Source organism: Marinomonas sp. 63XJN7_9_ISO-PGPR-S23-217, from assembly GCF_056173515.1.
Genome location: NZ_CM149678.1, coordinates 5,215,570 through 5,230,000, shown reverse-complemented (window position 1 = coordinate 5,230,000; position 14,431 = coordinate 5,215,570). Strand labels below are relative to the sequence as shown.

General features: G+C 44.8%; 13 protein-coding genes, 4 tRNA genes and 2 rRNA genes (1 of these 19 cut by a window edge). 17 read left to right on the top strand and 2 right to left on the bottom strand.

Annotated elements, in window-relative coordinates; translation table 11 throughout:
• From AC0VYI_RS24385 to AC0VYI_RS24370, 4 genes are all read left to right on the top strand, one after another.
• Nucleotides 1-1,048, top strand: a 23S ribosomal RNA gene (locus AC0VYI_RS24385) (it extends 1,846 nt beyond the left edge of the window).
• Between the two features lie 123 nt (nucleotides 1,049-1,171).
• Nucleotides 1,172-1,286 (top strand): 5S ribosomal RNA (gene rrf / locus AC0VYI_RS24380).
• A 1,396-nt stretch (nucleotides 1,287-2,682) separates the two neighbouring features.
• The gene (locus AC0VYI_RS24375) at nucleotides 2,683-3,780 is read left to right on the top strand and encodes a GGDEF domain-containing protein (protein WP_475446165.1); all 1,098 of its coding nucleotides are present in this window, start codon (nucleotides 2,683-2,685) and stop codon (nucleotides 3,778-3,780) included.
• An 86-nt stretch (nucleotides 3,781-3,866) separates the two neighbouring features.
• Nucleotides 3,867-4,349, top strand: a complete 483-nt coding sequence (locus tag AC0VYI_RS24370; RefSeq protein WP_475446163.1) for an N-acetyltransferase family protein — start codon at nucleotides 3,867-3,869, stop codon at nucleotides 4,347-4,349.
• 79 nt (nucleotides 4,350-4,428) lie between these two features.
• Here the strand turns inward: AC0VYI_RS24370 and AC0VYI_RS24365 are convergent, their stop codons facing one another.
• Nucleotides 4,429-5,670, bottom strand: a complete 1,242-nt coding sequence (locus AC0VYI_RS24365; RefSeq protein ID WP_475446161.1) for a uracil-xanthine permease family protein — start codon at nucleotides 5,668-5,670, stop codon at nucleotides 4,429-4,431.
• A gap of 342 nt (nucleotides 5,671-6,012) precedes the next feature.
• On the opposite strand from AC0VYI_RS24365, the gene AC0VYI_RS24360 reads away from it, so the two are divergent.
• Nucleotides 6,013-7,725 carry an OpgD/OpgG family glucan biosynthesis protein gene (locus AC0VYI_RS24360; RefSeq protein ID WP_475446159.1) on the top strand — a complete coding sequence of 571 codons (1,713 nt, stop codon included), beginning with the start codon at nucleotides 6,013-6,015 and terminating at the stop codon, nucleotides 7,723-7,725.
• A gap of 93 nt (nucleotides 7,726-7,818) precedes the next feature.
• Here AC0VYI_RS24360 and AC0VYI_RS24355 read toward each other — a convergent pair whose 3' ends face one another.
• Nucleotides 7,819-8,280, bottom strand: coding sequence for a GNAT family N-acetyltransferase (locus tag AC0VYI_RS24355; RefSeq protein ID WP_475446157.1), 462 nt, complete (start codon nucleotides 8,278-8,280; stop codon nucleotides 7,819-7,821).
• Between the two features lie 126 nt (nucleotides 8,281-8,406).
• On the opposite strand from AC0VYI_RS24355, the gene AC0VYI_RS24350 reads away from it, so the two are divergent.
• The 12 genes from AC0VYI_RS24350 (at nucleotide 8,407) to rplA (ending at nucleotide 14,363) form a co-directional block, all read left to right on the top strand.
• Nucleotides 8,407-9,309 (top strand): phytanoyl-CoA dioxygenase family protein, encoded by a 903-nt coding sequence (locus AC0VYI_RS24350; protein WP_475446156.1) that lies wholly within the window; start codon nucleotides 8,407-8,409, stop codon nucleotides 9,307-9,309.
• A 25-nt stretch (nucleotides 9,310-9,334) separates the two neighbouring features.
• Nucleotides 9,335-10,291 carry a biotin--[acetyl-CoA-carboxylase] ligase gene (locus AC0VYI_RS24345; protein ID WP_475446155.1) on the top strand — a complete coding sequence of 319 codons (957 nt, stop codon included), beginning with the start codon at nucleotides 9,335-9,337 and terminating at the stop codon, nucleotides 10,289-10,291.
• Complete coding sequence (locus AC0VYI_RS24340; RefSeq protein ID WP_199477979.1) at nucleotides 10,275-11,009, top strand: type III pantothenate kinase; 735 nt, start codon at nucleotides 10,275-10,277, stop codon at nucleotides 11,007-11,009. Before AC0VYI_RS24345 ends, AC0VYI_RS24340 begins: the two co-directional genes overlap by 17 nt.
• Nucleotides 11,006-11,719, top strand: a complete 714-nt coding sequence (locus tag AC0VYI_RS24335; RefSeq protein ID WP_475446154.1) for an SPOR domain-containing protein — start codon at nucleotides 11,006-11,008, stop codon at nucleotides 11,717-11,719. The genes AC0VYI_RS24340 and AC0VYI_RS24335 overlap by 4 nt, the downstream gene beginning before the upstream one ends.
• Before the next feature lie 74 nt (nucleotides 11,720-11,793).
• Nucleotides 11,794-11,877 (top strand) — tRNA-Tyr (locus tag AC0VYI_RS24330).
• Nucleotides 11,878-11,880: 3 nt separating this feature from the next.
• Nucleotides 11,881-11,955 (top strand) — tRNA-Gly (locus AC0VYI_RS24325).
• A gap of 4 nt (nucleotides 11,956-11,959) precedes the next feature.
• Nucleotides 11,960-12,035: transfer RNA gene (locus AC0VYI_RS24320), tRNA-Thr, on the top strand.
• 115 nt (nucleotides 12,036-12,150) lie between these two features.
• Nucleotides 12,151-12,226: transfer RNA gene (locus tag AC0VYI_RS24315), tRNA-Trp, on the top strand.
• Between the two features lie 40 nt (nucleotides 12,227-12,266).
• On the top strand, nucleotides 12,267-12,635 hold the full coding sequence (gene secE, locus AC0VYI_RS24310) for a preprotein translocase subunit SecE (RefSeq protein ID WP_475446152.1): 369 nt from the start codon (nucleotides 12,267-12,269) through the stop codon (nucleotides 12,633-12,635).
• Nucleotides 12,636-12,644: 9 nt separating this feature from the next.
• The gene (gene nusG / locus AC0VYI_RS24305; protein WP_067020180.1) at nucleotides 12,645-13,178 is read left to right on the top strand and encodes a transcription termination/antitermination protein NusG; all 534 of its coding nucleotides are present in this window, start codon (nucleotides 12,645-12,647) and stop codon (nucleotides 13,176-13,178) included.
• 49 nt (nucleotides 13,179-13,227) lie between these two features.
• The gene (gene rplK / locus AC0VYI_RS24300) at nucleotides 13,228-13,662 is read left to right on the top strand and encodes a 50S ribosomal protein L11 (protein ID WP_475446150.1); all 435 of its coding nucleotides are present in this window, start codon (nucleotides 13,228-13,230) and stop codon (nucleotides 13,660-13,662) included.
• The gene (rplA, locus tag AC0VYI_RS24295; protein ID WP_475446148.1) at nucleotides 13,662-14,363 is read left to right on the top strand and encodes a 50S ribosomal protein L1; all 702 of its coding nucleotides are present in this window, start codon (nucleotides 13,662-13,664) and stop codon (nucleotides 14,361-14,363) included. The genes rplK and rplA overlap by 1 nt, the downstream gene beginning before the upstream one ends.
• The last annotated feature ends 68 nt before the right edge of the window (nucleotides 14,364-14,431 follow it).

Genomic DNA, 14,431 nt, shown 5'->3' with positions numbered 1-14,431 from the left:
TGATGGGGTTAGCGTAAGCGAAGCTCTTGATCGAAGCCCAAGTAAACGGCGGCCGTAACTATAACGGTCCTAAGGTAGCGAAATTCCTTGTCGGGTAAGTTCCGACCTGCACGAATGGCGTAATGATGGCGGCACTGTCTCCACCCGAGACTCAGTGAAATTGAAATCGCAGTGAAGATGCTGTGTATCCGCGGCTAGACGGAAAGACCCCGTGAACCTTTACTATAGCTTCACAGTGAACTTTGAACCTACTTGTGTAGGATAGGTGGGAGGCTTTGAAGATAGGACGCCAGTTCTATTGGAGCCAATCTTGAAATACCACCCTGGTATGTTTGAGGTTCTAACTCAGGTCCGTAATCCGGATCGAGGACACTGTGTGGTGGGTAGTTTGACTGGGGCGGTCTCCTCCCAAAGAGTAACGGAGGAGCACGAAGGTGTGCTCAGCATGGTCGGAAATCATGCATAGAGTGTAAAGGCAAAAGCACGCTTAACTGCGAGACAGACACGTCGAGCAGGTACGAAAGTAGGTCTTAGTGATCCGGTGGTTCTGTATGGAAGGGCCATCGCTCAACGGATAAAAGGTACTCCGGGGATAACAGGCTGATACCGCCCAAGAGTTCACATCGACGGCGGTGTTTGGCACCTCGATGTCGGCTCATCACATCCTGGGGCTGAAGCCGGTCCCAAGGGTATGGCTGTTCGCCATTTAAAGTGGTACGCGAGCTGGGTTTAGAACGTCGTGAGACAGTTCGGTCCCTATCTGCCGTGGACGTTTGAGATTTGAGAGGAGCTGCTCCTAGTACGAGAGGACCGGAGTGGACGAACCTCTGGTGTTCCGGTTGTCACGCCAGTGGCATTGCCGGGTAGCTATGTTCGGACGGGATAACCGCTGAAAGCATCTAAGCGGGAAGCCTCCCTTAAGATAAGATCTCACTGGAACATAAGTTCCCTAAAGAGCCGTTCGAGACGAGGACGTTGATAGGTTGGGTGTGTAAGTGCTGTGAGGCATTGAGCTAACCAATACTAATTGCTCGTGAGGCTTGACCATATAACACCAAAGTGGTTTTACAGATTACGATAGACACTGGTTTGACCTTGGTTATCGCTATTTCAAAGAAGAATTGTTAAAAGAGACAAGTGAACGAATTTGCGCACTGCGCACACCCGTTTGCTTGACGGTCATAGAGGCGTTGAACCACCTGATCCCATCCCGAACTCAGAAGTGAAAAGCGCCATCGCCGATGGTAGTGTGGGAGATCCCATGTGAGAGTAGGTCGTCGTCAAGCTTTAAATTTAGAAGGCCCTGATAGCTATGCTGTCAGGGCTTTTTTTTGTCTCAAGAAACGTTTAAACCATCAGACGGGTTGAACCACCTGATCCCATCTCGGAACTCAGAAGTGGCACTTTATTCGCCGCAGGCGCTTGCCATTGCCGAGGTAGTGTGGGCTTGGTTGAATTAGAAAGTCATGTGAGAGTAGGTCGTCGTCAAGCTTAATTTAAGAAGGCCCTGATAGCTATGTTGTCAGGGCTTTTTTTCGTCTCAAGAAACGTTTTAAACCATCAGCCGGGTTGAAGCACCTGATCCCATCTCGGAACTCAGAAGTGGCACTTTATTCGCGGCAGGCGCTTGCCATCGCCGAGGTAGTGTGGGCTTGGTTGAATTAGAAAGTCATGTGATTGGCGATGTTCCAAAGGAACCAGTCAAAGACGCCGGAGGCGCTGCGAAGCAGGATAACGCATAGCGTTAGATCCGTGAGGTCGTCGTCAAGCTTTAAATTAAGAAGGCTCTGATAGCTATGCTGTCAGGGCTTTTTTCGTCTCAAGAAAATCTAAAAAATAAAAAGGGGAGTCAACCACCCTAAAAATTAAACGCAGATCCGTTAGGGCATCGTCTCACTACAGCCTTTGCAGATTGCCACCTTGCCATCGTATTGGCTTGCGCCTGTTTCGCAGGCTCACGCGTCGGCGAGAATCCCATAGCAAGGTGACGATTGATCTGAGTTAATCTTTTCAAAGGTGGAGCGTTAGATCAAGGAATTCTAGCCACCTTTTACTCATCATAAGTGTTCACTTTTTCAGGCGCTCTCATCATTTTGCTGACGACCTTGACACTATATTCGCCTGCGCCTGTTTCGCAGGCTCAATGCGTCGGCGCGAATCCAATAGCAAGGTGACGGTTGATCTGAATAGATCTTTTCAAAGATAGAGCGTTAGGTTAATGGATCTCATACGCCGTTTATTCATTGAAAGTTCTTATTCTGTCAGACTCTCTCAGCATTTTGTAGATTATCTTCTGCATTCGCTTGCGCTTGTCTCACGAGCTCAATGTGTCTGTGTGATTTTAGTAGAAAAATGACGCTAATACTGATTAGGTTAGCGTTATATTATGCAGTGTGCCTGATAAAATATCATCTCAATATCCGTTATTAGTGGGGATTGAGCGTTTTCAATATCATATATCACTTCCCAAAAGGGGATTATATTTATACTATGATGGCTTAATGATATATGAGTAAAAGCTTGAATATCATCCTGTATCTTTTCATATTACGTCTTATTTATACTAGTTCAAGGATGTGAGCTGCATGTAGTGAGCTTTGCATGTGTCATATTTTTGTCGTCTTACGATGCTACTGACGAATCGTGAAAGCTCTATAAGTAACAAATAATTATGGCTGACACATGAGTAACACATCTTCTGACCCTTCTATTTTGAGTCACGTCGTCTTTCGACGTTTGCTTTTACTCGCCATTGTCTGTTTTTCGGTGATTTGGCTTATTGACTATAACAGCGGCATCATCGCTTCTTTTGATGCGTTTGCTTATCCCATTTGTATATCAAGTTTTAGTGTCATATATCTTCTAGCAACGACGAAAAAAGTGCCGGATCAATATTTGCATCTTACTACCTATTCCGTTGTCGCGGGTTATCTAATCGCTTCGAGTATTTGGCATCATATGGCGACTAATGGGATATTTTCCAATGCAGCCCAGTGGTTAGGGCTAAATTATGTGATTGCTTATTTGTTTCTTGAAGTTCGTAAAGCGATTTTGATGACCATATTGGCGTTTAGTGTGACCGTTATTGGACATTTTGTTGTGTTGATTCAGCATTATTCCATTGAGGATACTCTGGGGGTGGTGATGAATATTGCAGTGGCGCATGTTGTGTACATTGTTTTGTTGTGGACGGTGATTCAGTTACGGTCGAGTAAAGACAAAGCGCAGCAACAGGTGTCTATGTTGGAGCATTATGCCTATATTGACCCATTGACTCGAATACTCAATCGTCGTGGGTTAGAAAAGGTGACACAAGAATTGGAACCGGAGTTTCATTTAGGCCAGCAAGACTTTGCTATTTTTCTTTTGGACATAGACCATTTTAAAGAAGTAAACGACCGTTATGGCCATTTAAAAGGTGATGAGGTTTTAACAAATATTGCTTCACTACTGAGTCGAAAAATTCATTCTAAAGATATTATTGGCCGTTGGGGCGGTGAAGAGTTTACTGTTTATGCGGTGAATCAAAGTCGAAAAGAGATGTTTGACTATGCAAACCTGTTACGTGAAACTGTAAGTAAATTGGTCGTCGGTGAGATTAGCGTGACAGTGAGTGTAGGGGTAGGCTATTCCCAACAGGATAAGGATCTTTCAGAAATTTTTTACCTTGCAGACCAACATTTGTATGCAGCCAAAAAGGCAGGACGAAATACGGTGGTTGATCACATTATAAAGGACAAAGAATCGGACAATACTGAAGTTGACTTGGCTGTATCCTAAGGAAACTGAGTTTTAATGCTGATGGTTTAAATACTTACTTATTCGACATTAACTCAATACGATGAATAATATAAAAGGAAGAATAAATGTCTGGGATAACAATTCGCGATGCAGATCCAAGTGATTCCGCCTTGATCTTACGTTTTATTAAAGAGCTTGCACATTACGAAAAAGCGGCAAATGAAGTATTAGCAACACGAGAGTCTATTGAGTCTTCTCTTTTCGGTACGGATTCAGCAACAAAAGCCATTATCTGCTCAATTGACAATGTTCCAGTTGGGTTTGCTGTCTATTTTTTCAACTATTCTACTTGGCTTGCAAAGCATGGTTTGTATTTAGAGGATTTGTATGTCTCAGCTGAATCACGTGGTTCCGGTGCTGGTAAAGCGCTTTTGAAGCATCTCGCTCAAATAGCGGTTAGTAAAGGATGCGGTCGATTTGAGTGGAGTGTATTAGACTGGAATGAACCTGCGATTCAGTTTTATCGATCCATTGGAGCGCAGTCACAAGATGAATGGGTAGGTTACCGTTTGACGGGAGAAACTCTGCTTCATTTTGCCCAGTCCTAGAGAGGATGAATATCTTATAACGTTAACAAAAACGGCTTCATACGAAGCCGTTTTTTCAATTAATCGCTCTATTTAAAGGCTATTCTTCCATTTGCGCATTATCTACAAAGCGAGTGTCGCCAATGTCTTTTGGTAAAATAAGGTTTAGCAAAATAGCTACGATGCCACATAGACTAATGCCTTGTAAGCTAAATCCCCCCACACCGAATGCCATACCGCCAATGCCAAAGACTAAGGTAACGCCTACGATAACCAAGTTGCGGGACTTGTGAAGGTCTACTTGATTCTTGATTAAGGTGTTTAAGCCCACCGCAGCAATAGACCCAAATAGTAGAATCATAATGCCGCCCATCACGGGGACTGGAATAGTTTGTAGTAAGGCGCCTAATTTGCCAACCCATGCGAGAACGATCGCTGCGATCGCGGCCCACGTCATGATAACTGGATTGAAGGCTTTGGTTAGCATGACGGCACCTGTGACTTCACTATAAGTTGTATTAGGTGGTGCGCCAACCATGGCGGCGGCCATAGTGGCGATGCCATCTCCGGTAATGGTTCGGTGTAGCCCCGGCTTTTTAAGATAATCTTTACCTGTGACGTTGGAGATGGACAGAATATCGCCGACGTGTTCCACTGCGGGAGCGATAGCGACGGGTAGCATAAATAAGATTGCGTTGATGTTGAATTCCGGCATCGTAAAATGAGGAATAGCAAACCAAGCTGCTTTGCTAACATTATCAAAGTGAACAATTCCTAAGGCAAGACTTAATGAGTAGCCTACGAGAATACCGCCAAAAATAGGTAGGAGTTTAAACAGCCCTTTACTAAAGACACTGATAAAAATCGTGGTGAGCAAAGAAGCTAGTGAGACCCAAATTGAAACATCGCTATTCACTAATTGTGTTGAGCCATCACCACTTTTTCCCATCGCCATATGAACGGCGCTTTCGGCTAACCCTAAACCAATCACCATAATAATAGGGCCGATGACGACAGGAGGTAATAAACGATGAATAAATCCAGCGCCTTTTAGTTTGATGAAGACGCCTAAGATGACGTAAACAAATCCGGCGGCAACTAATCCCCCCATAGTGGAAGCGATCCCCCACGTTTGCGTGCCATACATAATGGGAGCAATGAAAGCAAAGGATGACGCTAGGAAAATAGGTACCGTACGACGTGTTACTATTTGAAAGAGTAAAGTTCCCATGCCAGCGCCAAATAATGCAACGCTAGGATCGAGCCCCGTTAATAATGGCACTAAGACTAAAGCACCAAATGCAACAAAGAGCATTTGTACGCCTAAAATGACATTCTTCATGTAACAGTCCTTGATAGTATTTTTCAGTCAGCGGGATTCTATAAGGTTGTGCAAACGAGTACCAGCGATGGTTCGATTGTTTGTTGACAATATCAATAGAATCGAAAGTTTTTATTCACCACTCATTTTAATTGGGTATTTTAGTGCTAAAAAGCATCTCAAACAGGGATGCGGTTGTTTGAGTTTACAGCTGGATACAAACCTGACATTTGTATAGAAAAAGCTGACATTTTGGCAAAGTAAAAGGCGACAAAATGTTAATTGTTTACCTGAAGGCTCATATACGAGTGATTCTTAAATCGATAGAATGAATTATCTTTATAGGAAATTAAGAGTCTAACCATGCCATTCAATTGTATTGATAAAACCACAAAAATGTCAGAATCTCCGACGTTTGTCTCGGCAAGTTTTTTTTCACAAAGGCCTTATCAACGCTTGGCAAGTCGGGTGTTATTGGCTGTCAGTTTGTTGGTGAGTGTGACCACTTATGCGTCAACCCCTGAAGTAACATCAGACGCTAATTCGGTGGTTTCTTCCAACCCTGTGAATCCTCCCGGAAATGAAGCGTTTAGCTACGCATGGCTAAAAGGCTATGCACGCCATTTGTCTAGCGAGCCTTATCATAATCATCAAGGTGAGGTGCCAAGTAGCCTGAAAGACTTGAGTTGGAATGCTTATCAGCAGATTCATTATAAAGACAGTGCGGCGCTATGGAAGACAAAAGGGTCGCTATTCCATACGGAGTTTTTCCATTTAGGTCGTGGATTTGACACGCCTGTCCATATGAATGAAATCAAGGATGGTAAAGTCATACCGATCGATTATTCACCTTCCATGTTCGATTATGGCAAATCAGGCATTGACGCGAAGAAGCTATCAAAAGACCTTGGTTTTGCCGGCTTTCGTATGCAATTTGCGACTGACTGGAAGCGTGATGTTGTCGCTTTTCTTGGTGCCAGTTATTTCCGTGCTGTTGGCAGTGAAATGCAGTATGGTTTGTCTGCACGTGGTTTGGCCGTTGATACGGCGTTGGATCAGCCTGAAGAGTTCCCAGTCTTTACTAACTATTGGTTAGAAAAAACAAAGCCTGGCTCTAGTACTGTGACGGTATACGCTCTAATGGAATCTAAAAGTGTGTCTGGAGCCTATCGCTTTGATATCACTCCAGGTGAACCATTAAAGATGAGAGTGGATGCAGCAATTTACCCACGTAAATCGATCGAACGTTTGGGAATCGCTCCGTTAACCAGCATGTACATGGTGGGTGAGAACGATCGTCGGACAAATTATGATTGGCGTGAAGAAATCCATGATTCAGATGGGCTTGCTATGCACACTGGATCCGGCGAATGGATTTGGCGTCCTTTGACTAACCCGAAAAACCTTCGTTTTAACGCGTACAGTGATGATAATCCGCAAGGGTTTGGCTTACTGCAACGAGACCGCAACTTTGATCATTACCAAGACGACTCGGTGTTTTATGAGAAACGCCCAAGCTTATGGATTGAGCCTATAGGCAACTGGGGTAAAGGGTCTGTGGATCTCGTAGAAATTCCAACCTTGGATGAAACCTTTGATAATATCGTGGCCTTTTGGCATCCTGCACAGCCAATCAAACCCGGCCAAGAGTTACTGTACAGCTACAATATGTATTGGGGTAGTCATCCACCACAGCATTCATCTCAAGCGCGAGTGCAAGATACCTTCACTGGTATTGGTGGTGTGATTGGTCAGAAACGTCACTATTATAGCAAGCGTTTTGTGATTGACTTTGCAGGAGGGGATTTACCCATGATTGGTGATGGTAGCAAGTTAAAAGCGGTTATCCATACGTCAAAAGGAAAAGTGGAACTGGAGTCTGTACGTCCAATCAATCACTCCGATAAGTACCGTGTGATGTTTGATGTGGTTCCGCCGGATGCAACGGATAATCCAATCGATATGCAAGTATATCTCGATCTTGATGGTAAGCGCATGTCTGAAACTTGGAGTTATCAGTGGAACCCGCCATTAAAGAAAAATCGTGAACTGCATAATGCAGGACACCTGAATTAACGTCATCGAAGTGTCTTCCTTAGAAGACGCTCATGGAATAGAGATCATAAAAACGCCAGCTGTACCACTGGCGTTTTTTTTATTTCTAATTAGTTAGTAAGTACTTGCATTCTCTTGCGCGTGTTCAGCAGTATAGCGCATGGGAATGAGTGATCTTCCTTGGGCGACATAAGCCGTCAATCGTCCAGAAAGCTCATCGGGAAGTTGTGCGGACTCTATTGTTTGAAAACCATTGTCTTGGTAAAAATGCTCAAGGTGTGAGAGTGCGAAACAGTAACATGGGCGCTCTACCAAGGAATCATGAAGATGGTGGAGTAAATGATGGCCGATGCCCATACCTCTATGTGTCGGTTCGGTCACCATGGCAGTAAGTAATTGACACTGAGCTAGTTGCTTTAATCGCACCGCACTTAAAATCCCTCCTTGGTATTTGATGACCCAAATTGGGTCTGCTTTATTCGGTTTGCCACTAGGGTAGTGGGCTTGGTAAAACTTTTTCACCAAGGGAAACCATAATGACTCTACTCGAATGGGAGGTGGGAATAAGGACGACATGATGATCCTTGCTTGCGTTAGATGGTTAATGCCATGTAATAAGAGGGCATAATAGCATAGGGCGTTCTTATGTGAACTTTGCTAGGATCAAGGTATATTTACTCAGTATTGTGATAGGGAATTAAAATGTCTTCGTCTTCTGTGGTTACATCTATGTTAAACGCTCTACCTCGTATTCGTCTGACAGGCGAGCAGGTGAAACGCTATCATGACGATGGATACGTTGTTTTAGAATCCTTGGTGCCGCCCGCAATATGCGATGCCTTAAAGGTCCGAATGGAGGCATTGTTGACGCGTTTTGATCCCAACTCAGTTCGCTCCATCTTTACCACTAATGAGCAATCGCGGCATACCGATGAATATTTTATGGCTTCTTCAGAGAATATTTCGTTTTTCTTTGAAGAAGAAGCTTTTGATGAGCAGGGGGAGTTGAAACAAGATTTGTCTTTGTCTATCAATAAAGCGGGTCATGGTCTGCATATTCAGGATGATCTTTTTCGAGCGTTCTCTCTATCCTCAATCTGGGGGAGTTTATTGGAACAACTTGGTATGAAAACGCCACGGGCGGTGCAATCCATGTATATTTTTAAGCAGCCAGGCATTGGTGGAGAGGTTGACTGCCATCAAGACAGTACCTTTTTGTATACGGATCCGATGAGTGTGATTGGATTATGGTTTGCTATCGAAGACGCAACGTTAGAAAATGGCTGTCTATGGGGGATTCCAGGCGGACACAAAATAGGGTTGTTAAAACGCTTTGAACGCGTTTCTCCAAATGGTATTGAAACGACAATGGTGACCTTAAAAGAGCATCAGTGGCAACAAGACGAGCTGGTTGCTTTGCCTGTACCAAAGGGCAGTTTAGTGGTTCTCAATGGCGAGTTTCCCCATTTAAGCTACGCTAACCGCTCCGGACAGTCGCGTCACGCTTATGCATTGCATGTTATCGATCAGCAGTGCCAATACCTAGCCGAAAATTGGCTGCAAACACAAGATAATCGAGCGTTTCCAGCCTTTGATTTACATTAACTCTGAAGACAGTTGGAGTCTCTGAATGCAACGAATTTTGTCCCTATTGAGTGATAGTAAGTTTCACTCCGGGGAAGCGTTAGGGGAAGCGCTTGGCGTGACCCGAGCAGCAGTGTGGAAAAAACTAAAAAAATTAGAAGGCATTGGCATAACAATTCATTCTGTAAAAGGGCGCGGTTATCGTTTGCCGACGCCATTGGAGTTATTGTCGCTCGACGCGCTTTTAGAAGCGGGATTTGATAGCGGTATTCCTGTGTCGATCGTCTTCGAAACAGCATCGACCAATGGTGATATGAAGCAGCGTATAAACGATGGGACATCGCTACCCTTGATGATTGCGGCGGAACGTCAGACCCAAGGGCGTGGTCGTCGTGGTCGCCATTGGGCCTCTGGCGTGGCGAAAAATATCACCATGTCCTTTGCTTGGCGTTTTGAAAATGGGCCGAGTGTGGTGGAAGGCTTAAGTTTAGCGGTTGGCGTGGCGGTTGCCCGTACCATCAAAAAACAAGGTATTCCGAACCCAGGTTTAAAATGGCCAAACGATGTGCAAATCGATGGACAAAAGGTCTGTGGTATTTTGCTTGAAATGGTAGCAGATGAAGATCGATGTGACGTTATTATAGGGATAGGGCTTAATGTGGCGATGGAGGCCGATGTGATGTCGTCTGTCGACCAACCTTGGACGGATCTTGCTTCTCGATTGTCTAAGACGCCTAGCCGAAATCAAATTCTTGCGGATTTGACGAATGAATTGGTGACGGTTTGCAAGGCATTTGAGGATGGACATGGTATGAAACACTATCAATCGCTATGGCAAGCCCACGATGTTTTGCATAATCAAGCGGTGACCGTTAGCTCTTTATCCCAGCAGCGAACTGGCATTGCCAAAGGCATTGATGAAAGTGGTGCGCTTTTGGTGGAAGGTGAGGATGGTGTGATCACACGATTACATGGGGGAGAAGTCAGTGTCCGTCGTCGCTAAGTTACTGGTTGTCGATGTGGGGAACACTAGCATCAAGTACACCGCATTTGAAAAGGGGCAGATCCAGTGGCAGGTAAGGGATCATGAACATTTAACGAAACGATACTTTCTTCCTGAAGTTATTTATTTTGCCAGTGTGCGCTCTCAAGATGCCAGTTTGGCACTACAACAGGAAGTGCAAGCCTACTACCCCAATAGCCAGCTAGTAGTCCTAGAAAGTACTGCGCAAGCGTGTGGTGTGGTGTGTGCTTATGAGGAGCCTTGGCGTTTAGGCATTGATCGCTGGCTTACTGTTGTCGCGGGTTTCCACCACTATGGTGGAAACATTGTCATTGTTGATGCCGGAACAGCAATCAAAGTCGATGTGGTCAATGAGCAAGCACGGCACCTCGGTGGTTATATTGTCCCTGGTCTGATGATGATGGAAAATGCTTTATTGGCTAATACCGCAAAAATTCGCTATGACGCCAGTGAACTCAAAGTTGGTGAGGGTTTGCCAAACTCCACGGCCCGAGCTGTCGGCGAGGGATGTTATCAAATGGCATTGGGTTTTTTGGAGCGTGTCTATGGAAATTATCATGATCACCGGTGGATTGTGACAGGAGGCGATGCACAAGAATTGCTTAAGACGTTAGGGATAGAGGCAGAATGTGACCCCCACTTGGTCGCGTTAGGAGCAAAGCTCGTCGGTGATGAAATGATAAGGAAACAAGTATGAAGTGGCTGTTTTTTATTATTGTTTTGGTCAATGCCGCTTTTTTTGGGTGGGCGCATATGATGAAACATAACACCGCACAGGTGAATGAACATGTGTATGCTCCGCCAGTAAGTACCTCTATTCGACTTTTATCGGAGCCTGCAAACAGTGAAGAGCAAGCTGCCATGACCAAGGCCAAACAGCAATCACAAGAGATGGAGGCGTCTCTTCAAAAAGCGTTGACAGTTGCAAAGGCAAATTCTGAGACAAGTCCGATGGTGTGTCCTCAGCTAGAGGTCGAAAAAAGTGCGGATGATGCGCAAATTATTCAGGCTCTGAAGAAGCTAAACTGGAAATACAGTGAAAAACAGGTCATGGGTAAGCGGCCTAAGTTTTGGTTGTACATCGAGGCGCCAGATACACAGGAGCAAGCTCGAGAAATTGTCAAAGCGCTACATAACCGCTCTATTGATAGTTTTATTATCACTCGTGGTGAGATGAAAAATCGTATTTCTCTTGGATTATACTCTTCTCAAGAGGGGGCTGATGAAGCCCGTAAGCGTATTGAAAGCAAACTGAATTACAAGCTGAATATATACCGACATCTTCGCACGGTTAGCTTGCATCAGATTGATATAGAGCAGCCAATTAGTAACGAAGCATTAGAAAAACTGCTTTCTCAGTTCGATTTGACCAAGATGATGATAAAAATAGAAAAAAATCCTTGTTAGTGCTTGCAATTCAGAAACTGATTAATATAATGGCTCCCACCTTTTGGGGTGCTGTTCAAAAGCACAGAGTACGTGGAGGGGTTCCCGAGTGGCCAAAGGGAGCAGATTGTAAATCTGCCACGAAAGTTTCGGTGGTTCGAATCCACCTCCCTCCACCAGTTGCGGGTATGGTATAGTGGCTATTACCTCAGCCTTCCAAGCTGAAGAGGCGGGTTCGATTCCCGCTACCCGCTCCAAGTTGCTCATGTAGCTCAGTTGGTAGAGCACACCCTTGGTAAGGGTGAGGTCGGCAGTTCAAGTCTGCTCATGAGCTCCAGTGTTTCCGATACAAAAGATAGGTGGTTTAGCCGCCTTTTTTATTGTCTGTTTTTTGGGCGAATGCTCTTGCTTGACAAAGCAAATACGAGTATCATCCTCCGCCCATACGATGTAGGCCAATAGTTCAATTGGTAGAGCACCGGTTTCCAAAACCGGCTGTTGGGGGTTCGAGTCCCTCTTGGCCTGCCATTTTCGTATCCTATTTCTTAATTAGGGATCACCTGAAAGTATGAGATCGAGTACTGAAACTCAAACGTCTAGCACAGACGTATTTAAGTGGGCGATTGTTGTGTTACTGATTGCCGTCGGTGTGGTTGGTAATAACTATTTTTCTGCTGAGTCACTATTGTATCGTTTGATCGCTATTTTGGTTTTGGCTGGTGTTGCTGGTTTTATTGCGCTACAAACGGCGAAAGGAAAGGCTTTTTTCACATTGGCGAAAGAAGCAAAAACTGAAATTCGCCGAGTAGTATGGCCAACAAGACAAGAGACCATTCAAACGACCTTAATTGTATTGGCGGTTGTTCTTTTTATGTCTCTCGTACTGTGGGGGGTAGATTCGCTCCTTGGTTGGATCGTTTCTTCGGTAATAGGTTAGGAGTTGCTCGTGACGAAACGATGGTATGTAGTTCAAGCGTACTCTGGGTACGAAAAGCACGTAATGCGCTCGCTGAAAGAACGCGTGCAAATTATGGGGCAAGAAGACTATTTTGGTGACATCTTGGTGCCAACCGAAGAAGTGGTTGAAATTCGAGATGGCAAAAAGCGCAAGAGCGAAAGAAAATTTTATCCTGGTTATGTCTTGGTTCAAATGGAAATGAACGATGACTCTTGGCATTTGGTGAAAGGAACGGGTCGAGTGCTCGGTTTTATTGGTGGTACAGCGGATAAGCCGTCCCCGATTACTGAGCGTGAAGCTAATGCCATCTTGCAGCGCGTTAATGACGGTGCTGATAAGCCTCGTCCTAAGACCTTGTTTGAGGTGGGCGAGGTGGTTCGTGTTAACGAAGGTCCATTTGCTGACTTTAACGGTGTCGTTGAAGAAGTGGATTATGATAAAAGCCGAATCAAAGTGGCGGTGCTCATATTTGGGCGATCTACACCAGTTGATTTGGAGTTTAGTCAGGTTGAAAAGGCCTGATTTTGTTGAACGGGTAGCCTTCGGGCGGTGACCCATCTGGAGTTTAAAAATGGCTAAGAAAGTCCAAGCTTATATCAAGCTACAAGTTAAAGCGGGTCAAGCGAACCCAAGTCCACCAGTTGGTCCAGCTCTTGGTCAACACGGTGTGAATATTATGGAATTCTGTAAAGCGTTTAATGCCAAAACTCAAGGTATTGAGCCAGGTCTTCCAACACCTGTTATCATCACTGTGTACAGTGATCGTAGTTTTACATTTGAAACGAAATCTACTCCAGCTTCTGTTCTTCTTAAGAAAGCAGCAGGCCTTAAGAGTGGTTCTCCTCGTCCAAACACTCAAAAAGTGGGTACGGTTACTCGTGCTCAACTGGAAGAGATTGTTGTTGCTAAGCAGGCTGATTTGACTGCAGCAGATATGGATGCAGCGGTTCGTACTATCGCTGGTAGCGCTCGCGCTATGGGTCTAGACGTTGAGGGTGTGAACTAATGGCTAAGCTAACTAAACGCGCTCGCTTGATCGCAGAAAAAATAGACGCAACGAAATTGTACTCTGTAGAAGAGGCGGTTGCTCTTTTGTCAGAGCTTTCTACTGTGAAGTTCAAAGAATCTATCGACGTATCTGTAAACCTAGGCGTTGATCCACGTAAATCTGATCAGGTTGTTCGTGGTTCTACTGTATTGCCTCATGGTACTGGTAAAGACGTTCGTGTTGCTGTGTTCACTCAAGGTGCTAACGCAGAAGCAGCGAAAGAAGCTGGTGCAGACGTTGTAGGTTTCGAAGATTTGGCTGAACAAGTTAAAGCTGGCAACCTAGACTTCGACGTGGTTATTGCTTCTCCAGATGCAATGCGTATTGTTGGTCAACTAGGTCAGATCTTGGGCCCACGTGGTCTAATGCCTAACCCTAAAGTTGGCACGGTAACCCCTGACGTTGCGACGGCTGTAAAAAATGCAAAAGCAGGTCAAGCTCGTTATCGTACTGATAAAAATGGTATCATTCATGCTGGCGTTGGCTCTATTGACTTCGCTGCAGAATCTATCAGAGGCAACTTGGAAGCGCTTTTAGCTGACCTACGTCGTGCTAAACCTGCTTCTTCTAAAGGTGTCTATATGAAAAAAGTGACCTTGTCTTCTACAATGGGACCAGGTCTACAAATTGATCTAGGTGCGCTTAACGCTACTAAGTAATAAGCCATTTAGATCATGCGCTTTGGGGTCTGCCTGCATAAAGTATGTTGAGCAGGCCGTCAAAGACC

Bases quoted from the DNA above. Each gene is read 5' to 3' on its own strand.
- AC0VYI_RS24375 (WP_475446165.1), top strand. From the start codon at position 2,683: ATGAGTAACACATCTTCTGACCCTTCTATTTTGAGTCACGTCGTCTTT.
- AC0VYI_RS24370 (WP_475446163.1), top strand. From the start codon at position 3,867: ATGTCTGGGATAACAATTCGCGATGCAGATCCAAGTGATTCCGCCTTG.
- AC0VYI_RS24365 (WP_475446161.1), bottom strand. From the start codon at position 5,670: ATGAAGAATGTCATTTTAGGCGTACAAATGCTCTTTGTTGCATTTGGT.
- AC0VYI_RS24360 (WP_475446159.1), top strand. From the start codon at position 6,013: ATGCCATTCAATTGTATTGATAAAACCACAAAAATGTCAGAATCTCCG.
- AC0VYI_RS24355 (WP_475446157.1), bottom strand. From the start codon at position 8,280: ATGTCGTCCTTATTCCCACCTCCCATTCGAGTAGAGTCATTATGGTTT.
- AC0VYI_RS24350 (WP_475446156.1), top strand. From the start codon at position 8,407: ATGTCTTCGTCTTCTGTGGTTACATCTATGTTAAACGCTCTACCTCGT.
- AC0VYI_RS24345 (WP_475446155.1), top strand. From the start codon at position 9,335: ATGCAACGAATTTTGTCCCTATTGAGTGATAGTAAGTTTCACTCCGGG.
- AC0VYI_RS24335 (WP_475446154.1), top strand. From the start codon at position 11,006: ATGAAGTGGCTGTTTTTTATTATTGTTTTGGTCAATGCCGCTTTTTTT.
- secE (WP_475446152.1), top strand. From the start codon at position 12,267: ATGAGATCGAGTACTGAAACTCAAACGTCTAGCACAGACGTATTTAAG.
- rplK (WP_475446150.1), top strand. From the start codon at position 13,228: ATGGCTAAGAAAGTCCAAGCTTATATCAAGCTACAAGTTAAAGCGGGT.
- rplA (WP_475446148.1), top strand. From the start codon at position 13,662: ATGGCTAAGCTAACTAAACGCGCTCGCTTGATCGCAGAAAAAATAGAC.